The sequence below is a fragment of the Flavobacterium sp. GW823-FHT06G12 genome, from assembly GCF_058794775.1.
The window spans coordinates 175,675-197,812 of the sequence record NZ_JBXAHE010000002.1 but is presented as its reverse complement, the minus strand read 5'-3'; the positions used below and the strand labels follow the sequence as shown (position 1 = coordinate 197,812).

Annotated in this window: 23 protein-coding genes; 16 read left to right on the top strand and 7 right to left on the bottom strand. The window is 32.5% G+C overall.

Annotated features, from left to right (window positions below):
* Window positions 1-45 precede the first annotated feature (45 nt).
* The gene (locus tag AC1Q5Z_RS07815) at window positions 46-2,808 is read left to right on the top strand and encodes a PD-(D/E)XK nuclease family protein (protein ID WP_492444239.1); all 2,763 of its coding nucleotides are present in this window, start codon (window positions 46-48) and stop codon (window positions 2,806-2,808) included.
* A 478-nt stretch (window positions 2,809-3,286) separates the two neighbouring features.
* Here AC1Q5Z_RS07815 and AC1Q5Z_RS07810 read toward each other — a convergent pair whose 3' ends face one another.
* Window positions 3,287-3,430: a hypothetical protein gene (locus AC1Q5Z_RS07810; protein WP_198855343.1), complete on the bottom strand. Its 144-nt coding sequence runs from the start codon at window positions 3,428-3,430 to the stop codon at window positions 3,287-3,289.
* Window positions 3,431-3,721: 291 nt separating this feature from the next.
* Here AC1Q5Z_RS07810 and AC1Q5Z_RS07805 point away from each other — a divergent pair, with 291 nt between their 5' ends.
* Together AC1Q5Z_RS07805 and AC1Q5Z_RS07800 are read left to right on the top strand one after the other, a co-directional pair.
* The gene (locus AC1Q5Z_RS07805; RefSeq protein WP_198855344.1) at window positions 3,722-4,042 is read left to right on the top strand and encodes a roadblock/LC7 domain-containing protein; all 321 of its coding nucleotides are present in this window, start codon (window positions 3,722-3,724) and stop codon (window positions 4,040-4,042) included.
* 26 nt (window positions 4,043-4,068) lie between these two features.
* Complete coding sequence (locus tag AC1Q5Z_RS07800; RefSeq protein WP_198855345.1) at window positions 4,069-4,443, top strand: hypothetical protein; 375 nt, start codon at window positions 4,069-4,071, stop codon at window positions 4,441-4,443.
* Window positions 4,444-4,528: 85 nt separating this feature from the next.
* Here the strand turns inward: AC1Q5Z_RS07800 and AC1Q5Z_RS07795 are convergent, their stop codons facing one another.
* Window positions 4,529-5,305 carry an alpha/beta fold hydrolase gene (locus AC1Q5Z_RS07795; protein WP_343585095.1) on the bottom strand — a complete coding sequence of 259 codons (777 nt, stop codon included), beginning with the start codon at window positions 5,303-5,305 and terminating at the stop codon, window positions 4,529-4,531.
* Between the two features lie 167 nt (window positions 5,306-5,472).
* On the bottom strand, window positions 5,473-6,276 hold the full coding sequence (locus AC1Q5Z_RS07790; protein WP_343585097.1) for a TIGR00266 family protein: 804 nt from the start codon (window positions 6,274-6,276) through the stop codon (window positions 5,473-5,475).
* A gap of 179 nt (window positions 6,277-6,455) precedes the next feature.
* Here AC1Q5Z_RS07790 and AC1Q5Z_RS07785 point away from each other — a divergent pair, with 179 nt between their 5' ends.
* Together AC1Q5Z_RS07785 and AC1Q5Z_RS07780 are read left to right on the top strand one after the other, a co-directional pair.
* The gene (locus tag AC1Q5Z_RS07785) at window positions 6,456-6,812 is read left to right on the top strand and encodes a hypothetical protein (RefSeq protein ID WP_274254603.1); all 357 of its coding nucleotides are present in this window, start codon (window positions 6,456-6,458) and stop codon (window positions 6,810-6,812) included.
* 89 nt (window positions 6,813-6,901) lie between these two features.
* Complete coding sequence (locus tag AC1Q5Z_RS07780; RefSeq protein WP_198855348.1) at window positions 6,902-7,420, top strand: ferritin; 519 nt, start codon at window positions 6,902-6,904, stop codon at window positions 7,418-7,420.
* Window positions 7,421-7,723: 303 nt separating this feature from the next.
* Here the strand turns inward: AC1Q5Z_RS07780 and AC1Q5Z_RS07775 are convergent, their stop codons facing one another.
* The gene (locus AC1Q5Z_RS07775) at window positions 7,724-9,016 is read right to left on the bottom strand and encodes an aminopeptidase P family protein (RefSeq protein WP_198855349.1); all 1,293 of its coding nucleotides are present in this window, start codon (window positions 9,014-9,016) and stop codon (window positions 7,724-7,726) included.
* Between the two features lie 143 nt (window positions 9,017-9,159).
* Complete coding sequence (locus AC1Q5Z_RS07770) at window positions 9,160-9,285, bottom strand: hypothetical protein (protein WP_492444235.1); 126 nt, start codon at window positions 9,283-9,285, stop codon at window positions 9,160-9,162.
* Between AC1Q5Z_RS07770 and AC1Q5Z_RS07765 the strand changes: the two genes are divergently transcribed.
* Window positions 9,284-10,459, top strand: coding sequence for an SGBP N-terminal domain-containing protein (locus tag AC1Q5Z_RS07765; protein WP_343585102.1), 1,176 nt, complete (start codon window positions 9,284-9,286; stop codon window positions 10,457-10,459). The two genes, AC1Q5Z_RS07770 and AC1Q5Z_RS07765, sit on opposite strands and share 2 nt — an antisense overlap.
* Before the next feature lie 375 nt (window positions 10,460-10,834).
* On the opposite strand, the gene AC1Q5Z_RS07760 is transcribed toward AC1Q5Z_RS07765, so the two are convergent.
* Window positions 10,835-11,242 (bottom strand): helix-turn-helix domain-containing protein, encoded by a 408-nt coding sequence (locus tag AC1Q5Z_RS07760; protein ID WP_343585104.1) that lies wholly within the window; start codon window positions 11,240-11,242, stop codon window positions 10,835-10,837.
* A gap of 32 nt (window positions 11,243-11,274) precedes the next feature.
* Here AC1Q5Z_RS07760 and AC1Q5Z_RS07755 point away from each other — a divergent pair, with 32 nt between their 5' ends.
* The 6 genes from AC1Q5Z_RS07755 (at window position 11,275) to AC1Q5Z_RS07730 (ending at window position 15,647) form a co-directional block, all read left to right on the top strand.
* Window positions 11,275-12,765: a polymer-forming cytoskeletal protein gene (locus AC1Q5Z_RS07755; protein ID WP_343585106.1), complete on the top strand. Its 1,491-nt coding sequence runs from the start codon at window positions 11,275-11,277 to the stop codon at window positions 12,763-12,765.
* 11 nt (window positions 12,766-12,776) lie between these two features.
* A complete protein-coding gene (locus tag AC1Q5Z_RS07750; protein WP_343585108.1) occupies window positions 12,777-13,154 on the top strand; it encodes a nuclear transport factor 2 family protein in 378 nt (125 codons plus the stop codon).
* 4 nt (window positions 13,155-13,158) lie between these two features.
* On the top strand, window positions 13,159-13,596 hold the full coding sequence (locus AC1Q5Z_RS07745; RefSeq protein ID WP_492444233.1) for a GNAT family N-acetyltransferase: 438 nt from the start codon (window positions 13,159-13,161) through the stop codon (window positions 13,594-13,596).
* A 190-nt stretch (window positions 13,597-13,786) separates the two neighbouring features.
* Complete coding sequence (locus AC1Q5Z_RS07740; RefSeq protein WP_343585112.1) at window positions 13,787-14,236, top strand: GNAT family N-acetyltransferase; 450 nt, start codon at window positions 13,787-13,789, stop codon at window positions 14,234-14,236.
* A 16-nt stretch (window positions 14,237-14,252) separates the two neighbouring features.
* Window positions 14,253-14,993, top strand: a complete 741-nt coding sequence (locus tag AC1Q5Z_RS07735; RefSeq protein ID WP_492444232.1) for a LytTR family transcriptional regulator DNA-binding domain-containing protein — start codon at window positions 14,253-14,255, stop codon at window positions 14,991-14,993.
* A gap of 123 nt (window positions 14,994-15,116) precedes the next feature.
* On the top strand, window positions 15,117-15,647 hold the full coding sequence (locus AC1Q5Z_RS07730) for a hypothetical protein (RefSeq protein ID WP_343585117.1): 531 nt from the start codon (window positions 15,117-15,119) through the stop codon (window positions 15,645-15,647).
* 238 nt (window positions 15,648-15,885) lie between these two features.
* Here the strand turns inward: AC1Q5Z_RS07730 and AC1Q5Z_RS07725 are convergent, their stop codons facing one another.
* Window positions 15,886-17,247 (bottom strand): hydroxymethylglutaryl-CoA synthase family protein, encoded by a 1,362-nt coding sequence (locus tag AC1Q5Z_RS07725; protein ID WP_492444231.1) that lies wholly within the window; start codon window positions 17,245-17,247, stop codon window positions 15,886-15,888.
* 355 nt (window positions 17,248-17,602) lie between these two features.
* Between AC1Q5Z_RS07725 and AC1Q5Z_RS07720 the strand changes: the two genes are divergently transcribed.
* The 4 genes from AC1Q5Z_RS07720 to AC1Q5Z_RS07705 all read left to right on the top strand — a co-directional run bounded on the left by AC1Q5Z_RS07720 (window position 17,603) and on the right by AC1Q5Z_RS07705 (window position 22,108).
* A complete protein-coding gene (locus AC1Q5Z_RS07720) occupies window positions 17,603-18,268 on the top strand; it encodes a succinate dehydrogenase cytochrome b subunit (RefSeq protein ID WP_198855361.1) in 666 nt (221 codons plus the stop codon).
* A gap of 11 nt (window positions 18,269-18,279) precedes the next feature.
* The gene (locus tag AC1Q5Z_RS07715; protein ID WP_198855362.1) at window positions 18,280-20,280 is read left to right on the top strand and encodes a fumarate reductase/succinate dehydrogenase flavoprotein subunit; all 2,001 of its coding nucleotides are present in this window, start codon (window positions 18,280-18,282) and stop codon (window positions 20,278-20,280) included.
* A gap of 95 nt (window positions 20,281-20,375) precedes the next feature.
* Window positions 20,376-21,122 (top strand): succinate dehydrogenase/fumarate reductase iron-sulfur subunit, encoded by a 747-nt coding sequence (locus tag AC1Q5Z_RS07710; RefSeq protein WP_144217078.1) that lies wholly within the window; start codon window positions 20,376-20,378, stop codon window positions 21,120-21,122.
* 209 nt (window positions 21,123-21,331) lie between these two features.
* Window positions 21,332-22,108 (top strand): DeoR/GlpR family DNA-binding transcription regulator, encoded by a 777-nt coding sequence (locus AC1Q5Z_RS07705; RefSeq protein WP_286965224.1) that lies wholly within the window; start codon window positions 21,332-21,334, stop codon window positions 22,106-22,108.
* Window positions 22,109-22,138: the final 30 nt, after the last annotated feature.

Sequence of the window (22,138 nt, the reverse complement as noted above, 5' to 3'; positions counted from 1 at the left end):
ATGAAAAGCCATTCTTAATTGAATGGCTTTTTTTATTTTTATCCTATGGTAAATACTTCTTTTCTTCAAAAAATTGCCTCTGTTGTAATTCAGGACTTTGCAGAGAAACTCTCTGAAATAACAATAATACTTCCGAATAAAAGAGCAAAAGTTTTTTTGATTGAAGCTCTTAAAAAAGAGACTTCGAAGACTATTATTGCTCCAGAGATTACAAGTATTGAAGATTTTGTTCAAGATGTAGCTTCAATACGTTCAGTTGATTCGATAGAGCTGTTGTTTGAATTTTACGAAGTTTATTTATCAATTACAGAGCAGAAGCATCAGCAATCTTTTGAGCTGTTTGCAAATTGGGCAAAGACCCTTTTGCAAGATTTTAATGAAATTGATCGCTATCTTTTAGATCCATCGCATGTTCTCTCTTATTTAAAAGATATTGAAGATATAAAAAGATGGGGGCTAGAAGTAGATCAAAAAACTAAACTTCTTGAAAATTATATTGATTTTTGGAAGTTACTTCCTTTATACTACGAATCACTGTACAACCATTTGTTGTTTAAGTCAATTGGATATCAAGGTTTGATTTACAGAGAAGCGGTAAATAATCTCAATCATTTTTCGAACACTATCGGAAAACGTACTTTTATTTTTGCGGGTTTCAATGCTTTAAATGCAGCAGAAGAAAAAATCGTACAGCATTTATTAGCTTTAGATCAAGCCCGAATTTATTGGGATGCTGATCAAGCTTTTCTTAATGATCCATATCATGATTCTGGACTTTTTTTGAGACGTTTTAAAGAAAGTTGGAAACATTATAAGTCAAATATTTTTGAATGGATTGTGGATGATTTTTCACAGTCAAAAAATATTCAAGTTATCGGAACTCCAAAAACAATTGGGCAAGCAAAATTAGCGGGTAGTATTATCGAAAATTTAATTGACCAAAATCCAGAAGCTTCGTTAGATAAAGTTGCCGTTGTGCTTGGTGAAGAGAATTTATTGGTTCCTGTTTTGTATTCGCTTCCTTCATCTGTTGGGGCTTTAAACATTACAATGGGATATTCTGGAAAGAACAATCCGTCGCAGATTTTTGTTGCCAAATTATTTAAAATGCATACCAATGCCCTTTCTCGAAAAGGTGGCAGTTATGTTTTTTATTATAAAGATGTACTTGATATTTTAACTCATCCGTTGGTTGAGCCTTATGCAAATGCGCATAGATTAGTAAGAATTATTAAAGAAAACAATTATACTTTTATTACTCATCAGAAAATTTTAGAACTTCATCCTGAGCCTTCGAGTTTCTTTGATTTGTTGTTTGAAAAATGGATAAATGGTTCTGTTGCGGTTTTAAAAAACATTTCTGCTTTATTAATTACAATTAAAGATCATTTTAGTAATGATAACGAAGAAGAAAAAATTGCGAAAGCTTTTGTTTATGGAGTTTTTAAAGTAATTAATAAACTTATAAATTACTATTCTAAACATCATCATATTGATAATATTGATACGCTTCATTCGATTTATAAGCAAATTATAGATTTGGCCGAAGTGTCTTTTGAAGGTGAACCGTTGCGTGGTTTGCAGATTATGGGAGTTTTAGAAAGCCGTGTTTTGGACTTTGAGACTGTAATTGTAACTTCTATGAATGAAGGTAAATTTCCAGCTGGAAAATCGCAGAATTCATTTATTCCTTATGATGTAAAAAGAGAGCTAGGGCTTCCAACTTTTAAAGAGAAAGATGCGATTTATACCTATCACTTTTATCATTTATTGCAAAGGGCTAAAAATATCTATTTGATTTATAATACGGAAAATGACGGATTGGATGCAGGAGAGCGAAGCCGTTTTATAACGCAATTAGAAGTCGAAAAGAAATCACAGCATAATATTACGTTTGATATTTATAATCAGGATCTCCCAAATACGGCTTATGAGCCTATTTCTGTTCCAAAGTCTGATTTGGTGATGGAGCGTTTGAAAGAAATTGCTGTTAATGGGTTTTCTCCATCGGCTTTGACTAGCTATATTCGGAATCCAATTGAGTTTTATTTTCAGAAGATATTAAGAATTCGTGAAGTTGAAGAAGTTGAAGAAAACATTGCGTTGAATACTTTAGGGACTATTATTCATGAGACTTTAAAAGCATTGTATGAACCTTTTATTGGGAAGTTTATTTCTGAGAATGATCTTTCAAATTGCTTTAAGTTGCTGGATGACGAAGTTCTTAAGCAATTTAAGTTGGTTTATAAAGAAGGAGAAATCAAGAAAGGACGTAATCTTTTGGCTTTTGAAGTGGCAAAAAGAAACGTCTCTAATTTCTTGAAAATGGAATTAGAATCGGTTAAAAATAATGAAGCGATTCAGATTGTCGCTTTAGAACAAACTTTTGAACGTGAGTTTGTCCATCCAAAATTGCCATTTCCTGTTTTAATTAAAGGAAATGTCGACCGTATAGAGCGTAGAGATGGCAAAATTCGAATTATTGATTATAAGACTGGAAAAGTAGAAAAGGCTAGTGTTGTATTGAAAACTTGGAACGGATTAACGCAGGAGATTAAAAACGATAAAATTATTCAGGTTTTGGCTTATGCTTTCATGTTTGAGAAAGAAGCGGGCGGACTTCCGATAGAAGTTGGAATTATTTCATTCAAAAACCTCAAATCGGGATTTTTGCCTTTTGGCTTTAAAGAAGAAAAAGATCTAGATGTCATAGTGACGCCTCAAATCTTAAATTCTTATCTGGAAGAAATAGCCAATTTGTTAGCGGAGATTTTTGATATTAATATTCCTTTTGAAGAAAAAATATAAGTCTGCTTTTTTAAAATGCAATACTTTGAAATCAGTTAATTTTACAAGTCATTTTTTTTGATGTAATTGGTTTATTTTGAGTGGTGTTCCTTTTTGTGTGCTTTTTTTAATGAGGCGATAAACAAAAACGGAAGTTGATATTTGTTTATTATGTTCAAATTTCTTTAAAATCAAAAAGCTGGAAAGCGGTATTTTGAAAGAAATGATGCTTTTTTTGGATAAGATGGATAATTTTTTAATCAATTAAAACGTAAGTTTTTTGAGCGATTTTTTATTGATTTGTCTTTAAAAAGGAATGGAATTCCAACTAATCAAATTAAAGAAAATTCTTATTGGGAAGATATGGTTATTGCCGCTTGAAATAAACGAAGTATAATATGAAATACAGCTGCTTTCAAAATTTAAATGCAGTTAAGTCGCATATAACCAATGAAAAAGCCGAATTTGTTTCAAACAAATTCGGCTTTTTTTGATGCTTTTAGCTGAATATTTTTTTGAAGAAACCTTTCTTAGATTTTTCTTCAGAAGTCGTGTTGTTAATGTGTCCGTTTTCAATACGAAATCTTCTAAACTTCTCCAGTTTTACATTTAAATCAAAGCGTAATTCGTCAACAGTTTTCATTTTGATAAAATTTTTTTGCAAAGCTATATAAAAACTTTTGTCAAATGCAACAATCTGCAAATGTTAATTTTAGAAATGAGTTTTGTTAAGTAAAATGTTACGTTTTTAGTATTATTTACTTTTTATGTTAAGATTTTTTGCAGATTTTTTGCAAAAAAACAACATTAATTAAGTGATAAATAAAAGTGCGTCAGTACGTTATACTGCATCTTTTTTTAACAAGTGTTTAGCTTACAATTGCTAATATTAAAATATCTTTGGCGCTTCCAAAAACATGACAAATAAAAGAATATGATTGATTTACAAACACTAGTAGAAGAGACTGGCGCAGAGTCTGGACTGAGTTTTAATATTGATGGCGTCTTAAACGAGTCTGTTAATTTAGAATATGACGGGAATGTTGCAGCAATGATCGGAATGATTTTAAAGATGTGTCTTGAAATGTCTGAAGACGTTAACAATGGAGATCTTAAGCAGGTTATGATTAAAAATAACGACGGAATTGTTGTAGCAAGCAAAAATCAAGATGATAATTGCATCGCGTTGCTTTCTAAAGATTTAAGTAAAATGGGATTATTGCTAAGAAAAATGGATTCTATTTTTAACAACTAATTTAAAAACCAAATATTTTAATACACATGTCAGATTTTTTACAAAATTTTCAAAACGATTTAAAAGAAAATATTAACGGATTTATTGCTGTTTCGGTTACAGAAGTTGAAACAGGAATGTCTTATTGCTCTCTAACAGTAAAATCTGATTTTGATCCAGAATTGGCTTCGGCATATAATTTAGAAGTTGTAAAAGCTAAATTAAATGCACTTAGAGCCTTAGGATTAAATCAAAAAATTAATGATATTTTAATTACCCTTACAGATCAGATTCACATTATTGATGTTTCTGAAGATGGAAGATACTTTATCTACTTAGCAGTAGATTCTACTAAAGCAAATCTTGGTTTAACAAGAGCGACTTTATCTAAATACAAGAAAGACATTACTTCAAAGTTATAACGATATTTTGCCCCCAAGAATGAGAAAAAGGCTATTTCAACCCTAGGTTAGAAATGGCCTTTTTTGAATTTTAATGTTTGGTTTTTTATTCAAAGAAATGTTGTAAAACTGTTTTCAATTCTTCTTTGTTTTCAATCTGGCTCATGTGGCCATCTTCAAAAGAAACTAATTCTGCAGTTGTGTCTTCAATTTGAGAAATGGTTTCGTTGTAATTTAAAACAGGATCTTTTTTTCCAAGAATCAATAAAACAGGGAAACGGTTTTCTTTTAAAAGCCATTCTCTGTCTTTTCTTATTTTCATTCCTTCCAAAGAAGCGACAATTCCCTGTAACGGAGTTTTAAGCGCTTGTTCTTTTACTTTTTCAATTTGTTCGGCTAATCTTGTTCTGTTATTTTCGCTAAATAAATTGGCAATTGCCAAACTTACAAAACTTATATAATTTTGTTTTACGGCTTTTATGGCTCTTGTTCGGTTTAATTTTTTCTCGGCGCTATCTTCTCTAGAAGTTGAATTTAGCAAAACTAATTTTTGAATTTTCTTTGGATATAATTCGGCGAAAGCCAAACCAACATAACCACCCATCGAATGTCCAACAATTGTAGCTTTTTCAATTTTCAGATTTTCCAAAACTTCATTTATTGCATTGGCATTATCTTCCATTTCGTGAACGTAACCTAATGGATCAGATTCACCATGACCTAATAAATCGATTGTAATGACACGATATTTTTCTGAGAAAAAATCAATATAATCTTTCCACATTTTTTTGTTTTCCAGAAAGCCGTGAAGAAAAACTATTGTGTTTCCAGTTCCAGAATCTGAGTATGATATTTTAGTGTTTTTATATAAAAGAGTTTTCAAAATGAAAGATTTTTTTGTTCTGAAGCACAAAGTTAAGAAAGCTGAACTAAAATATCGTGATGTCTTGATTTAATTGGGAAATCTTTAAAATATCTATAAATTTATTTATAACATTACGGTTTTGAAATAAGAAAAAAATGGCTTTCAGAAATGAAAGCCATTCTAAATTAAAATCTATTATCCCCATCCAAAAGATTTCCTAATCCGCCAAGAAGACTGCCTTCCTCTCGGCTGTTTCCGCCTGATTTTGGTGCCGAGGCAATAATACGATCAGCCAATCTTGAGAATGGAAGTGATTGTATGTAAACAGTTCCAGGACCTTTTAAAGTGGCATAAAATAATCCCTCGCCCCCGAAAATAGAATTCTTGATGCCACCAATAAATTCAATATCATAATCTACATCTTTGGTAAAACCAATAATACAACCTGTATCTACTTTTAGAACTTCGCCATGACCCAAAACTTTTTTAGCCATTGTTCCGCCAGAATGTACAAATGCAATTCCGTCTCCTTCGATTTTCTGCATGATAAAACCTTCACCGCCAAATAAACCGCGTCCTAATTTCTGCGAGAATTCTATCCCAACAGAAACGCCTTTGGCAGCGCATAAAAACGAACTCTTTTGACAGATGAATTTGCCTTGAAATTCTGTTAAATCAATTGGAAGAATTTTTCCAGGATATGGTGATGCAAAAGAAACTTTGCTTTTGGTGTTGCCTTGGTTTAAAAATGCTGTCATAAATAAGCTTTCGCCTGTAAGTACTCTTTTGCCTGCATTTAAAAGTTTTCCAAACAAACCTGATCCTTGTTGCTGAGAACCGTCTCCAAATATAGTTTCCATTTGAATATTGTTTTCCATCATCATAAAACTGCCAGCTTCGGCAATTACAATTTCCTGCGGGTCTAGTTCTATTTCAACGTACTGCATTTCTTCTCCAAAAATCTGATAATCTATTTCGTGTGCTTGCATGATTTCTTAGTTATTTGTTTTTAAAATTAGACTTATGATCCTTTAAAACGTTACATTTTTTTATGCACTATAGCTGTTTTTAAGAACATTAAGTAATTTTGTTATTTTAAATTAGTCTTAATTATGCGTTTAATTGCTTTAAATTCTATATTTTTGCACCGTTATTATATTTTATCAGAATGGCATTAGTTAGTGATTTGACCACCAAAGTATTATTTGAAACCGAAAAAGGATACAGTTATCAATGTGATTTGACCAATAGTATAATCATCAATTTTGTTGATACAGTGTCAAGTTATAAAATTCAAGATTTTTTGATTTTTCAAAGAAAGGTTAATAGTGTTGATATTCTTAACATGCTTTATGACTTATCTGATCAGTCGGATGCACAGCTGATTGAAACTACCAAAAGAAATTTCTCTAGAAATCTTACTATCTGCGAAATAGTGCAGTTGAGAGATTTACTTAACGGAACAAAATTTACCCTTACATTGCATTCTATGCTTTGCAATATTGTTAATGTAGAGCTTATTTAGATTCTTACTTAGATTAAATCCAAATTTTCAAGCAGTTACAGATGCCTCCTTTAATTTTTGTAATTTTACACGTATAAAAATTAAAGGTTATGAAAGATTTACTAAGAACAAGTACTTCATTAGTTGAAGGAATCGAAAATATATTGAACTTACAGGCAAAAATAGAAAGCGACGCTTCTAATAAATATTTAGCTATGGCTGCATGGTTAGATAGAAACGGTTATGCAAATACAGCATCTTACTTATACAAGCAAGCCGAAGAAGAAAGAGAGCATTTTCTAAAAGTTTTCAAATATATTACAGACATGGGAGGGATTGCAGTTACGCCGTCTGTTCCAGAAGTACAGCAAGAATTTGCTTCTTTTAGAGAAGTATTCGAAATTGCTTTACAAAACGAAATTGCAGTTACTCAAGCAATCAATAAAGTAATTGCAAAATGTAGAGCTGAAAATGACTACGCTACAGAAGATTTTATGATGTGGTATGTAGCTGAGCAAAGAGAAGAAGAGAAAAATGCAAGAAGAGCATTAGAACTTTTCGAACTAATTAACGGAAACGAAGCTGATGGCAAATTTCAATTAGACCTTCAGATTTCAAAAATCGGATAATTAACTGATTTATATAATAAAAGAAAGCCCTTAATATTTTTATTAAGGGCTTTCTTTTTGTCTATTCATCATTAAGCTTTTAATCTGTTTAGGCTTCGGAGAAGCCAGATATTTATAGAAATTCTATTTATTATAGAATGATAAAGCTCCAGCGGAGCGACACATGTTTTTGACTATTCTATTATATTTCGCTCCACTGGGGCTCTTTTGCATCTGCATGATTGAATTTCTATAAATATTAAGCCCCGCTGGGGCTTAATAAAAAAAGGCTGTCCGAATAATATTGGACAGCCTCTTGTTTATCTATTCATTCATCAAAGTTTCAATCTCGTCAGCTTCAAGCGGAATGTTGCGCATCAAGTTAAAAGGTTCTCCTTTTTCCTGAACCACAACGTTATCTTCTAAACGAATTCCGAATTTTTCTGCCGGAATGTAAATTCCTGGTTCAACCGTGAAAACCATATTCGCTTTCATTGGTTCATGAAGCAATCCGTAATCGTGCGTGTCAAGTCCTAAGTGGTGAGACGTTCCATGCATGAAGTATTTTTTGTAAGCAGGCCATTCTGGATTTTCGTTCTGAACATCGGCTTTGTCAATTAATCCTAAACCAAGCAATTCAGAAGTCATGATTTTACCAACTTCAACATGATATTGTTTCCAAAGCGTTCCTGGAGTAAGCATTTTAGTAGCTTCATTTTTTACTTTTAAAACCGCATTGTAAACTGCTTTCTGGCGATCTGTAAAACGTCCAGAAACAGGAATTGTTCTTGTCATATCGCTAGAATAATTTGCATATTCTGCAGCAACATCAAGCAAAATCAAATCTCCTTCTTTACATTGCTGATTGTTTTCGATATAATGCAAAACATTCGCGTTGTTTCCAGAAGCGATAATTGGTGTGTAAGCAAAACCTTTAGAACGGTTTCTGATGAATTCGTGAGCCAATTCAGCTTCGATTTCGTATTCTGTAACATTAGGTTTCACAAATCCTAATAATCTGCGGAAACCTTTTTCTGTAATATCACAAGCGTGCTGAATCAAATCGATTTCTTCGCTTTCTTTTACAGAACGAAGTCTTTGTAGAATCGGGTTGCTTTTTGCCACATTGTGTGCTGGATAACGCTCTTTCCACCATTTTACAAAACGAGCTTCACGAGTTTCTGTTTCAACAGTCGCACGGTAATGTTCGTTGGTATTGATGTACATCGTATCGGCATACGTCATCATTTCGTTCAAAATTTTATGAAAATCCTGTAACCAATAAACCGTTCTAATTCCAGAAACCTGAAAAGCACGTTCTTTAGTCAATTTTTCGCCTTCCCAAACTGCGATATGATCGTTCGTTTCTCTCAAGAAAAGCATTTCTCTTTGGTGCTCATAAGGCGCATCTGGAAACAAAAGCAATACACTTTCTTCTTGGTCAACACCACTTAGATAAAAAATATCTCTGTGTTGAGCAAAAGGTAAAGTACTATCGGCACTAACTGGGTAAATGTCATTTGAATTGAACACGGCAACAGAATTAGGTTTCATTTCTGCCATGAACTTTTTGCGGTTTTTTACAAAAAGACCACTGTTTATTTGATGATATTTCATAATTATTTCATTTTTGAACTTCGAATTTCAAAATTACTAATTTTTGATTTAGTGGCGTATAGCAGATTTATTAAAGTTTTCTTATTTGTTTTGGTTCTAATTTTTTAGCCACAGATTTTACAGATTAAATGATTTTTTTCTCATTATAAACCATTTTTGTATTCCTGATTATCATTATAGAATTGATTGTTTAAGAATACGGTTTCCCGTAAAGAAATTATATTAGAAAGAATGGTATTTGCAGTCAGTAAACTAACCTTAAAATTCATGAAAACTAAAATTAACCTATTTTCAATCCTCTTTTTTATCTCTCTTTTAATGGTATCCTGTGCTTCGGAGGAAAGTTTAAGTAACGAAAATACAATTCAATCTTTTACTATAACAAAAGGAAGTGTTACCAAAGAATTTTCAATTGAAGAAAACTCAATAAAAGGTATTGTAGAAAGTACATTTGAATTAGAAGATATAAACTTAAATGTTTTGATTCCTAGAGGTGCAACAATAATCCCAGATCCAGTAACGATTAAATCTATTAATGGGCCTCTGGTTTTTGTAGTTACGGCAGAAAATGGAGAAATGAAAAATTATAATGTAGATATAAAAAGAGAACCAAGTACTGATAATTTTATTTTGGAAGTAAATGTGAAAACTCCAAATTTGTCATTAAGTGCTGATATTGATAATGAAGAAGGACTGGTAACAAAAAGAATTCCTGAAAGTAACGACCTTAAAAATTTAAATGTCGAAATTAAATTTTCAAAATATGCCACTATAACCCCTGATCCTAAAACGATAAAAGACTATTCTGAGCCTGTAAATTTCACTGTTACATCAGAATCTGGAACAGAAAAAGTTTATCAAGTAAAATTAGAGCATATGAATAGTTACATATTTAGATCATGTTCAGAAGCAAACGCTTGGAAATGGTTTGGCGGTGACAGTAGGGTTAACGCTCCAGATATATTAGCTTATGATAGAAATGTAGGTACAGGACAAATAGTTATAGTCGATAAAAATTTGGTTCCTTCTACTTTTAGTATACATCTTCGTGAAGGATTTACTTACTATGACGAAAAACTAAGATATGATAAACCAGTAACCCTTAAATTAATTATTAAAGATGCAAATTTTAATATTTTAGCAGTTACAACTACTGAGGTTTCGGAATACTTTAGCGGAGGTTTTATTCCGTTTGATCTGCAAAAACTAAATCTTTATTTAGAGGCCAATAAAAAATATAGCTTTTATTGGTATCTAATTGATGGAGAAAAATTGGGTATTTATGCAGGTAGCTCAGCTAACAATAAAAGTGGAGATGGATTCTGCTATAGTAGTGGTTATTCTGGAGAGTCTAGAATTAGTAAAAAAAATAGCCTCGAAGATTCAAATGTTTGGTTTGACCATGATTGGCATTTTAATATAGAATTAGAAGGAAAAGAATAAATCGAATCTAAAAAAACCGAAGTCAATATAAGGCTTCGGTTTTTTTCTTTTAAAAGTTAGAAATAATCACAATCTTGCTATTTCGACGAAGGAGAAATCTTTGCAAGAAACACTACAAAGATTGGCGATTTTATCTCTCGCAGATTTAGCAGATTTGGCAGATTTTTTCTTTTCAAATGGCAAAGTATTTACCCAATCTTGTCATTTCGACGGAGGAGAAATCTTCGCAAGTAACTCGACAAAGATTGATGATATTCGAAGGGGAGTTTCTCACGAAGATTTCTCGTTCCTCGAAATGACAAACTTTGATTATAAAAAAAACCAAAGCTTGAATTGAGCTTCGGTTTTTTTCTTTAAATATATCTTTCTTAGAATTTATTTCTTATCAAGCAACTTCTCCAAAAGAGCCACTTTCTCTTTTTCAGCTTCTACCAACCTTTCGTAAAGTTTTTCATTCTTTTCAATAACTTCCAAAAGTTTGTCAAGCGGATTAAAAGTACAATTATAGTTTTTTATAGATGAAGAATCATCATTATAAGTATTCCCAATAATATTAAAAACAGCATCTTCAGAAAAGTTTTTTATTGCTTCAGGTGTAACTCCCAAAGCTTCTGCAATTCTGGTTAATTTTTCGTCATCAACGTTTTCACTTCCTTCGAGATTAGAAATAGATTGTTGACTAACACCAAGTGCAATAGCAAGCGCTTCCTGCTTCATATCTCTCAGTTCTCTAATTCGGCTAATGTTTCTACCGATATGTTTTGGTTTTATTGCTGTGCTCATGATTCAAAGATATTTAAAATTCTTTTACATTTTTGATTTATGCAGAAAACAAGTTTGCAGTTGCAAGTTCTTTTTTGTGGAGTAAAAATACAATTTTTCTGACTATCGAATTGGTTTTGAATTTAGAATTACGTAATCTTGATATTCAAAAAATCATTTCGATTAATACCAATAAAATGCAGACTTCGAATTTTAAATTAACAACAATAGCCGAAATCAAAACCAAATATCCTTTTTTAATTGAAGATGAAAAGTTCGATTTATATGAGGATTGGAGCGATGAAGATTTTTTTTTGGTTTCAGAAGAAGATGTCGATTTTGAAGGAAATTTTTATCTCGATCTTTATGAAGATAAAGAGAAAAAATGGCTAGCCAATTTATTAAAGCTTCCAACTAAAGAAATGGAAGAAATAAGAATTGACGGTATTTTTATAAATGGAAATTTATCTGTTAGCGGTTCAATTATCAATTCCGAAGGCGATTATGGCCCGTATATTTTCATTAGCGGAAGCGTAAATTGTCAAAGTCTTTTGCTTGGTGGTGCCAATGTTGAAGTAAAAGGAAATGTTACAGCAAAAGAAGTGGTGATGACATATTATAATCACGGAAATTTTAATTGTTCGGGTTTAATCGATTCTCCTGTTTTTATCGTTACAGATCATAATACAGGATTTGCTGATAGAAAAAATAGTTTGTTCTATTATAATGATAGAGCCAATGATATTGATTTAAAAAATGAACGAGAATATGACGAAGAAACGGGAGATGAAATTATCTCAAATAAACTTCGAAAATTACTAGATAATCCGTTAATTGAAACTTTTGAAGAACTGGAAGAGTTTTTAAAACGTGGAGAATTGGTTTTAAAACAAAATAATCCTCCTGTTAAGACTTATGATTATTGGAAACAATTTGCAATATCAAATTACAGAGGCTTAAAATTGGTTCCACTTCAATATAGAACCAAAGAATTATGTGATGAAGCAGTAAATGCATCTCATTATGCAATTCAGTTTGTGCCTTTGGAGTTTATTACGGCAGAATTGTGTGAAAAGCTAGTCATAAAAAACGGTTTTGCGATAAATCAAATTCCGGATGAGTTTAGTACAAAAGAATTATGCTTTTTAGCGGCTAAAAGCGGAACAGTAATAACATTAATTTCAGAAGAATATTATTCGGAAGAATTAATACTAATGGTTTTTAAAAACGGTAGAAATGAACCAGATATTAACGATGTTCCTCCTCAATTTATAACAGAAAATCTTCTTGTAGAATATGTGAAAATTGGAAAAGGACTTTGGCTGGATAAAGCTTGCAAACAAAATGGAATTGATAAATTGCAGGTTTTAAAACAAGTAATCGATTCGGGAATTGAATATTTGGACAATATTTTTGCAAATCATTTTAGCAAAGAAACCGTTGAATATGCTTTTTCTGTTTATAAAAATCAAGAAGAGTGGAGTCAATATATTCAAAAATACAAACAGAAATTTGAACGACTTGAGTTGAATGAATATTTATAAAAATTTAGACTATGACCAACAAAGAACAAATAATCCACAATTACATTGAAGCGTATAATAAATTTGATATTGATAAAATGATTGCCGATTTTGACGAATCGATTGTTTTTGAAAACATTCAGAATGGAGAAATCAATATGACTTTGAACGGAATAAAAGAATTTACTTCTCAAGCCGAAAACGCCAAAGAATATTTCTCAGCGAGAAAACAAACTATTACATCATTTATACAGGATGAGATTACAGCAATCATCGAAATTGATTACTACGCCGTTTTGGCAATAGATTTTCCAAATGGATTAAAAGCAGGGCAGGAATTGAATATGAAGGGAAGGTCAGTTTTTCAGTTTTCTGATGATAAGATTATCAAATTGACCGATATGAGTTAAAGTTATGAGTCTAAAAGTAAACATCAGAAAAGTAGAAAATCAAGACTTGGATTTTGTCTACAAAGCAATCTGTGAACTCGAAAATGAAGTTTTAGATTTTGAAGTTTTCGAAATGATATTCAATGAAAATATTTCAAACCCAAAAAATCTTTATCTCATTGCCGAAAACGAAAATGAAGGTTTAGGTTTTATTAGTTTTCATACTCAAAATCTGCTGCATCATTGCGGATTGGTTGGGGAAATTCAGGAGTTTTTCATTCATCAAAAATATCGTGGTCAAGGCGTTGGAAGATTATTGATAAATAAGATTTTAGATTTTGCTGAGAAAAATGCTTTAAAAAGTATCGAAGTGACCACAAATAAAAAGCGAGTAGTAAATGTGGCGATTTATGAGAATTTGGGTTTTACTTTGAGTCATAATAAGTTTACGATTTATAAATAAGTAAAGAATTATCAGTTTAGTTTGTCATTTCGACCGAAGGGAGAAATCTTCGCGAGGAGCTCGACAAAGATTGGTTTGTTGGAGTGGAGTTACTTGCGAAGATTTCTCCCTTCGGTCGAAATGACAAGATTGTGTTTAGGCAAGTTTTGTAAAGGTTTTAATTGATTTTAATTTCACATATTTCAAACTAATGATAATTCAAAAGGCCAACATAACCGACAACGAAATTCTAACTTCAATAACCAAAAAGTCAAAAGCCTATTGGGGATATTCTGTGGAACAAATTCAGAAATGGGATGAAAATTTAACTATTTCTCAAGATTATATTAGAGAAAATAACGTTTTCAAATTGATAGATAACGGTTTTGTTATAGGATATTATTCTTATGTTTTCAAAGATGAAAAAGTAATCGAACTTGATAATTTATTTATCTTACCGGAACATATTGGCAGAGGATTCGGAAAATATTTACTTCTTGATTTCTTAAACCGAATTAAAGAAACTGGAATAGAAAAAATAATGCTGGACTCAGAACCAAATGCAGAGGATTTTTATGCCAAAATGGGATTTGTAAAAATTGGAGAATTCGAAACGTCAATAAAAAACCGTTTTATGCCTATTATGGAAATGAAACTTTAAAAACTAAATCGAAAAAGTGAAACAGCTAAACATTTCTATAAAACACAATCTAATTGTCGGTTTGCTGATTGGTTTATGGCTTTTCATTTTTGCTTTCATCATCAAACCTTTTGACGACGGAACTATAAATTTCAGAGCGTGGTTTTTAATCAGTTTTGGTTTTAGTGTAATGGCATTTTTGTGTTATGGTCTTTTAGCGTTTATTCAAAAAAGCTTTTACGAAAGAATAGGGAAGTGGAATGTGGGTTTAGAAATAACAGCCATTTTTCTTTTTCATTTACTCTACTTAATTGGTGTTTTTACTTTTTATAAAAGTCCAATTTTAAATGGCGGATATGATTTCTTAGAATTCTTTTCGATAATATTTATAAAAGTCGCTCTAATTTTAATTCCAGTAATTATTCTCGCAAGAAGATATTTAATTAAACTAATTCCCATAACGGATGATGTTTTGCTATTTAAAGGAGAAAACAGATTAGACATTCTAAAAATCAAAAAAGCCGATTTGGTCTGTATTTCGAATGCTCAAAATTATGTTGAGATTTTTTATCTCGAAAACGGAAAACTCCATTCTAAATTAATTCGTTCCTCGCTCAAAAAAATTCAGGACGATTTCGATTTTTTAGTGCAAATTCATCGTTCGCATTTAATAAATCCGTCGCATTTTAAATCTTGGAGAAATGCGAATACAATCATATTGACACAAATAGAACTTCCAGTTTCAAGGAATTATAAAGATATTTTATTGGCATTGTAAATTTCATACCTAAAACAATACATTTTATACCTAAGTCAATAAAATTAGGGTTTTAGAAAAGGTTTCATTTTAGTTTTGCTTCATCAATTTTTAAAATAAATTATGAAAACAAAACATTTTTGCATGATCGGAGCAATACTTTTTTTAGTTAGTTATTTATTTTTTTCAGGCCTTTTACCAAGTTTAAGCGAATCTGTAGATTTTGCGCATTGGTTCAATTTAATTGGAGCTTGTTTTTTATTATCGTTTAATGATGCATTTCCAAAAACGAAAATTAATAAAGTTGCTTCTGCGCTGACAATTTTAGGTGTTATTGCCCATATTGGACTTTGTACAATCGATTTTATCATGTCGAGTTACGGAAATAATGAAATCGCAAAAGAGGCATTAAGTCAACATATCAGTAATTCTCCATTGATTTTTTATCCATTCGTGGCTGTTGGTCCTTCTTTGCTTTTTCTTGGTTTGGCTTTGCATGCATTTACTTTTATAAAAACAGAAACCGTAAAATCTTTAATGGTAATTGTGGGTTCGGTTGCTGTTGGATTTTCATTTTTTGTTTTGAAAAATGGCGTTTGGATGTTTTTAAGCTGTATTGTTTTTGTTTTAGGATTGAGTTTGTTGTTTTATAAAAAAGGAATTGAAAAGTCATAGAATTAGTAATAGCTATGTTTTTAATTGAATTTTGACAAAGATTTTTGCACACAATCTTGTCATTTCGAGGAACGAGAAATCTCCACAAGTAACTCTACAAAGATTGGCGACATTCTGTACGGAGCTTCTTGCGGAGATTTCTCGTTCCTCGAAATGACAAACTACGAGGTATAAAAACAAAAAACCGAAGCAAATGCTTCGGTTTTTATTTGGAATTTGGGATTTCAAATATTGGAATTTAGTCCACCCATTTATAATAACGAGCTCCAATCAAAACTGGAATCTCTTTTTCGATTCTTTCTAAAACCCATTCGTTTTTTGGAGTTCTTACGCTTTGTTTTTGTTCTTTTTTGTGAAGGCTTTCGTAAGTGTTGAAATCAATTTCTACGCTTTCGGCTAAGTTTTCAAAAAGTTTTACGTTTTCTAAAGCCGATTTCCATTCAGGTTGAATTGTTCCTTCAAAAACTTTCGATTTCGATCCGCTTCCGTAAGCTAAGAAACCGAATTTAGTTCCAGCAACTTCTTTTTGAGTATCATAAAAATGAGCCAAAGTTGACAATAATCCCATAAAAATAGAACCTGTATAAAGGTTTCCTATTAAAGAAGAAGCCAATTCTGCAGGTTGTAATTTCTCAGTTACAAAACTTCTGTAATCATCAGATTTTGCTACTTCTTTAATTTTTGTCTGATAATCTGCTGGCGCAATATCATCAGCAATAATCTTTTCGGCACTGTCTAACGCGTAGATTTCAGATAACATTCTTCTTCCTTGAAAAGAATATGGCAAGTGCATCACAATACTGTGCCAAGTGTTATATAAAGTTTCAGTAGTGTTTTTTAATTTTTTGAATGAAAAATACGCATTTCGCGTACGATCCATATAGCATTGATTCGAATATTGACCGTCAAAAACAGGCTGGTCTTTATGGATTTCAATTTCAGCTTCTAAATTATCAAACCACGAATCATTGTTTGTGTTTTTGGTAATTTCTTCTTTAGAAATCGTTCTGTATGGTTTAAAGAAATCGAAAACACCTTTTGTGCTCGTTGCCCAATTATCATCAAAAGCAATAATTTTTGGATTTGCAGAAATTAACATGGCAACAGCTCCTGCGCCTTGCGTATATTCTCCACCAGAATTCAAATCGTATTTTGCAAAATCAGAAGTAACTACGATTGCTTTTTTAGTTGGATTTAATTTTACAAAATCTAAACAGTTTTGCATCGCATCAACTCCGCCAATGCAAGCAAAAGTGAAATCTACAACATCACATTCCGCTAGAGAATCTTCGCCAAATTTTTGCTCCATTAAACTAATTAAATAGGAAGCGATTGGTTTAGAACTGTCAATACCACTTTCGGTACCAACATAGATTCGGCTTATTTCGTTCAGGTTTATTTTATTGTCAACGATAAGTTTTGTTAAGGCGTTTGCTCCAAAAACTACAGCATCTTGGTGAACATCTGGAAAAGTCATTTTTAGTAATCCAAGACCTTTTTCTAATTTTTCTGGCTCAATATTTCTGGCGATTGCCAAAGTTTTTATGGGTAAATGTATGTTTGCTACATCAAAAGAGATAGCATCAATTCCTGTTTTCATTATTAATTTTTTGAGCCGCTAAAGGTAAAACTATGTTGCGGAATGACAATTTTTTACTTAGACAAAATTTCTGTAGAAGAACACTTTTGAAGAAAATAAATCAAAACTTTGAATAAAATAACAATATGATAAATTTTTCGTAATCTGCTTAAGAACCAATTTTCGGCCTAAGGCTTAAAAAACAGTTTTTTAGAGTTTCTATAGTGAATTATTTTTTAGCAGCTTCATTTTTGTACGTAAAAATACGTAGAATTGTGCTATTTTAAAATCATTATAAATAACAGCGAAATGGTTGTAGTTCTTTCGTAATTGAATTATTTTTGTGTAATTTTTTAAAACAAACTACTTAACACTTATGGCACAATCTGCACAGTTGAATGCTTCCATCTTAAAGAAAGTGGCTATGGCTCTTTCGGGAATATTCTTAATCACGTTTTTAGCGCTGCATGTTTCCTTAAATTTTATTTCTATTCTTAGTGAAGATGTTTTCAATGAAGCTTCTCACTTTATGGGATACAATCCGCTGATTCAGTATGTAATGCAGCCAGTTTTGGCATTTGGAGTAATTTTCCACTTCGTAATGGGATTTGTACTTACAGCACAAAACAGCGCAGCAAGACCAATTGCTTATGCTAAATACAACGGAGCCGCAAACGCTTCTTGGAGTTCTAGAAATATGATTATTTCTGGATTGGTTATTTTAGCTTTCTTAGGATTGCACTTCTACGATTTCTGGTTTCCTGAAGTTACCTACAAATATATTGCAGGTACAGCACCAGATGCTACAAGGTATTATGGTGAGTTGGTTCACAAATTTCACGATCCAATCCGTACAGCATTGTACTGTGTGTCTTTTATTCTTTTAGGATTTCACTTATGGCACGGGTTTGCATCTTCTCTTCAATCTGTAGGGATGCACAACAAATACTCTAGATTTTTATCAAAAGTAGGTTACTGGTTTGCAGTTGTAGTTCCAGCGCTTTTCGTAATTATCGCTTTATTTCATCATTTCAATAATTAATATCAATTATAATGGCATTAGATTCAAAAATTCCAAATGGTCCTATTGCGGACAAATGGACAAATTATAAAGATCATATTAATTTAGTAAACCCTGCTAACAAACGTAATCTAGACATTATCGTAGTTGGTACAGGTTTAGCTGGAGGTTCGGCTGCGGCTACTTTGGCTGAGTTAGGATATAACGTAAAAGCATTCTGCTTCCAAGATTCTCCACGTCGTGCGCACTCTATTGCGGCACAAGGAGGTATCAACGCAGCAAAAAACTATAAAGGAGACGGTGACTCTATTTACAGATTGTTTTATGATACTGTAAAAGGTGGTGATTACCGTGCTCGTGAGGCAAACGTTTATCGTTTGGCTGAAGTTTCAGGTAATATTATTGACCAATGTGTGGCTCAAGGAGTGCCATTGGCTCGTGAATACGGCGGACTTTTAGATAACCGTTCTTTTGGAGGAACTTTGGTTTCTCGTACATTTTACGCACAAGGACAAACTGGACAACAATTATTGCTAGGAGCTTATTCTGCAATGAACCGTCAGATTGGTCGTGGAAAAATTAAAATGTACAACCGTCACGAAATGCTTGACATTGTAATCGTGAACGGAAAAGCGAGAGGTATTATTGCTCGTAACTTAATCACTGGAGAAATAGAAAGACATTCTGCTCACGCGGTAGTAATTGGTTCTGGAGGATACGGAAACGTATTTTTCCTTTCGACAAATGCTATGGGAAGTAACGCAACAGCAGCTTGGAAAATTCATAAAAAAGGAGCGTTTTTCGCAAATCCTTGTTACACACAAATTCACCCAACATGTATTCCGGTTTCAGGAGACCACCAGTCAAAACTGACTTTGATGTCTGAGTCTTTACGTAATGACGGTCGTATTTGGGTTCCAAAAAATCTTGAAGATGCAAAAGCTATCCGTGAAGGAAAGAAAAAAGCAACTGATTTATCTGAAGATCAAAGAGATTATTTCTTAGAAAGAAGATACCCTGCATTTGGTAACTTAGTACCTCGTGACGTTGCGTCTCGTGCAGCTAAAGAAAGATGTGACGCTGGTTTTGGAGTTAATAAAACTGGAGAAGCAGTTTACTTAGATTTTGCAGCGGCAATTAAACGTTACGGAACTGAAGATGCTTATGTAAAAGGTTTAGATGATAAAGATGCTGCTTTGGTAACTAAATTAGGAGCTGCAATCGTGAAAAGTAAATACGGAAACTTATTCCAAATGTATTACAAAATCGTCGATGAAGATCCTTACACAACACCAATGATGATTTATCCAGCGGTTCACTACACAATGGGTGGAACTTGGGTTGATTATAACTTAATGACTACAATTCCTGGATGTTTCTCAATTGGAGAATCTAACTTCTCTGATCACGGAGCAAACAGACTTGGAGCTTCTGCTTTGATGCAAGGTTTAGCTGATGGATATTTCGTATTGCCATACACTATCGGAGATTATTTAGCTCCAGATATTAAAATGGGTGAAATTTCTACAGACTTGCCAGAATTCGTTGAAGCTGAAAAAGCTGTAAAAGATCAAATCGAGAAATTTATCAATAACAACGGTAAACATTCTGTAGATTATTTCCATAAAAAACTTGGAAAAATTATGTGGAATAAAGTTGGTATGGCTCGTAATGCTAAAGGTTTAACTGAAGCTATCGAAGAAATTGCTGCTTTACGTGAAGAATTTTATAAAGATGTAAAAGTTCCTGGAAACGCTAACGAATTTAATCAGGAATTAGAAAAAGCAACTCGTGTTGCCGATTTCTTAGAATTAGGAGAATTGTTCGCGAAAGATGCTCTACACCGTAACGAATCTTGTGGAGGTCACTTCCGTGAAGAATACCAGACAGAAGAAGGAGAAGCACTTCGTGACGACGAAAACTTTGCATACGTTGCAGCTTGGGAATACAAAGGAAAACCAAGTGACGCGGTATTACACAAAGAACCTCTTAATTACGAAAACATTAAATTAGTTCAAAGAAGTTATAAATAAGAATTTGGTCGAAAGCCCAAAGTCTTAAAGTCAAAAGGCAAAATGTGCCGAGCGACTTGCGACTTTCGACTTTATGACTTTCAAACGAAAAAGGTATGAAACTTACATTAAAAATATGGCGTCAAAAAAACGCTCAAGATAAAGGAGGGATTGTAGAATATCCTATCGATGGAATCGAACCAGACATGTCTTTCCTTGAAATGCTAGATGTTCTTAACGAAGATCTAATCAACAAAGGAGATGAGCCTGTAGCATTTGACCACGATTGTCGTGAGGGAATCTGCGGAATGTGTTCTTTATTCATCAACGGTGAAGCGCACGGACCAGATAGAGGAGTTACAACTTGTCAGTTACACATGCGTATGTTTAAAGATGGCGATACAATTTTTATCGAGCCATTTAGAGCAAAAGCTTTCCCAGTAATTAAAGATTTAGTGGTTGATAGAAGTTCTTTTGACAGAATTCAACACGCAGGAGGATTTATCTCTGTAAATACTTCAGGAAATACAATCGACGCGAATACTATTCCAGTTCCAAAAGACGATGCAGATAAATCATTTGATGCTGCTGCTTGTATTGGTTGTGGAGCTTGTGTTGCAACTTGTAAAAACTCTTCAGCAATGTTATTCGTTTCTGCAAAAGTTTCTCAATATGCATTATTGCCACAAGGTAAAGTTGAGGCAACAGATCGTGTTTTACACATGGTTCACCAAATGGATTTAGAAGGTTTCGGTAACTGTACAAATACTGGAGCTTGTGAAATCGAATGTCCAAAAGGAATCTCGCTTGAAAATATTGCACGTATGAACCGTGAGTATTTAGCAGCAAGTTTAAAAGGATAAAGAATACAATTTAGTATATTTGAAAAAACGCATTCATTAATTTGGATGCGTTTTTTTGTTGGTTTAGATTATGAAGCTGTGTTGTTATTTTGTTTTTAATTTGTTATTTAAACAAATACTATGACCTTGTGAAGTCCTTTTTTAAGGTTTAACGACTTCGTAGGCTACATTTAAATTCTTACTTTTGTAAGTAGAAAAAATTAAATGGCATGAGCACTGAAAATGAAGTTTTAAATTACAGTAAGGAAGAACGTAAAAATCATATTTTAAAAGAGATTAACTTGCATACACGTGTGAGTTTTGAAACTCTTTCGGCAAAACTTGGAGTTTCTGAAGATACTGTTCGCCGTGATATTAATGAGCTTGATGCCGATTCGCTTTTGATTAAAGTAAAAGGAGGAGCAATGACCAAAGGATATCACTATTCTTCTTCCAATCAAACTTATGCTGTAGAAGCTAAACAAGTTATTGCGCAAAAAGCTGTTGGACTTCTTCATGACGGAATGGTTTTAATTGTTGATGGAGGAACCACGATTCGCGAATTCATCCGATTAATACCAAACGATCTTAATTTGACTGTTTTTACTATTACAGCCTTAACAGCAGTTCAGCTTTTAGATAAACCCAATATAAAAACAATCATGATTGGCGGCAGTATTTCTTCTTACAGTCAAATGTGTGTAAGTGGAGAAGCTTTTCATCAATTAGCCAATATAAAGGCCGATTTATTGGTTTTAGGAACAAATGCTTTAGATGTAGACGGAGGTTATTCTGATTCTGACTGGGAAACGGTTCAGGTAAAAAAGGCAATGATTCAAGCTTCTAAAAAAACAGCAGTTTTAACCATTACTGAAAAGCTAAATACGGTTCTTAAAATGAAAATTGCAAGTTTGTCTGAGGTAAATTATGTTATTACAGAAGAAGAGCCAACAAGTGGCAAATTAGCGGCCTATAAAAGTGCTGTTCCGAGTTTGGTTGTAATCTAATTTCAAATCGTTTTTTGACTTTCATATTAT

Excerpts from the sequence above, each read along its gene's own strand:
- AC1Q5Z_RS07815 (WP_492444239.1), top strand. The coding sequence starts at position 46 with ATGGTAAATACTTCTTTTCTTCAAAAAATTGCCTCTGTTGTAATTCAG.
- AC1Q5Z_RS07810 (WP_198855343.1), bottom strand. The coding sequence starts at position 3,430 with ATGAAAACTGTTGACGAATTACGCTTTGATTTAAATGTAAAACTGGAG.
- AC1Q5Z_RS07805 (WP_198855344.1), top strand. The coding sequence starts at position 3,722 with ATGATTGATTTACAAACACTAGTAGAAGAGACTGGCGCAGAGTCTGGA.
- AC1Q5Z_RS07800 (WP_198855345.1), top strand. The coding sequence starts at position 4,069 with ATGTCAGATTTTTTACAAAATTTTCAAAACGATTTAAAAGAAAATATT.
- AC1Q5Z_RS07790 (WP_343585097.1), bottom strand. The coding sequence starts at position 6,276 with ATGCAAGCACACGAAATAGATTATCAGATTTTTGGAGAAGAAATGCAG.
- AC1Q5Z_RS07785 (WP_274254603.1), top strand. The coding sequence starts at position 6,456 with ATGGCATTAGTTAGTGATTTGACCACCAAAGTATTATTTGAAACCGAA.
- AC1Q5Z_RS07780 (WP_198855348.1), top strand. The coding sequence starts at position 6,902 with ATGAAAGATTTACTAAGAACAAGTACTTCATTAGTTGAAGGAATCGAA.
- AC1Q5Z_RS07775 (WP_198855349.1), bottom strand. The coding sequence starts at position 9,016 with ATGAAATATCATCAAATAAACAGTGGTCTTTTTGTAAAAAACCGCAAA.
- AC1Q5Z_RS07765 (WP_343585102.1), top strand. The coding sequence starts at position 9,284 with ATGAAAACTAAAATTAACCTATTTTCAATCCTCTTTTTTATCTCTCTT.
- AC1Q5Z_RS07770 (WP_492444235.1), bottom strand. The coding sequence starts at position 9,285 with ATGAATTTTAAGGTTAGTTTACTGACTGCAAATACCATTCTTTCTAAT.
- AC1Q5Z_RS07760 (WP_343585104.1), bottom strand. The coding sequence starts at position 11,242 with ATGAGCACAGCAATAAAACCAAAACATATCGGTAGAAACATTAGCCGA.
- AC1Q5Z_RS07750 (WP_343585108.1), top strand. The coding sequence starts at position 12,777 with ATGACCAACAAAGAACAAATAATCCACAATTACATTGAAGCGTATAAT.
- AC1Q5Z_RS07745 (WP_492444233.1), top strand. The coding sequence starts at position 13,159 with ATGAGTCTAAAAGTAAACATCAGAAAAGTAGAAAATCAAGACTTGGAT.
- AC1Q5Z_RS07740 (WP_343585112.1), top strand. The coding sequence starts at position 13,787 with ATGATAATTCAAAAGGCCAACATAACCGACAACGAAATTCTAACTTCA.
- AC1Q5Z_RS07730 (WP_343585117.1), top strand. The coding sequence starts at position 15,117 with ATGATCGGAGCAATACTTTTTTTAGTTAGTTATTTATTTTTTTCAGGC.
- AC1Q5Z_RS07725 (WP_492444231.1), bottom strand. The coding sequence starts at position 17,247 with ATGAAAACAGGAATTGATGCTATCTCTTTTGATGTAGCAAACATACAT.
- AC1Q5Z_RS07720 (WP_198855361.1), top strand. The coding sequence starts at position 17,603 with ATGGCACAATCTGCACAGTTGAATGCTTCCATCTTAAAGAAAGTGGCT.
- AC1Q5Z_RS07715 (WP_198855362.1), top strand. The coding sequence starts at position 18,280 with ATGGCATTAGATTCAAAAATTCCAAATGGTCCTATTGCGGACAAATGG.
- AC1Q5Z_RS07710 (WP_144217078.1), top strand. The coding sequence starts at position 20,376 with ATGAAACTTACATTAAAAATATGGCGTCAAAAAAACGCTCAAGATAAA.
- AC1Q5Z_RS07705 (WP_286965224.1), top strand. The coding sequence starts at position 21,332 with ATGAGCACTGAAAATGAAGTTTTAAATTACAGTAAGGAAGAACGTAAA.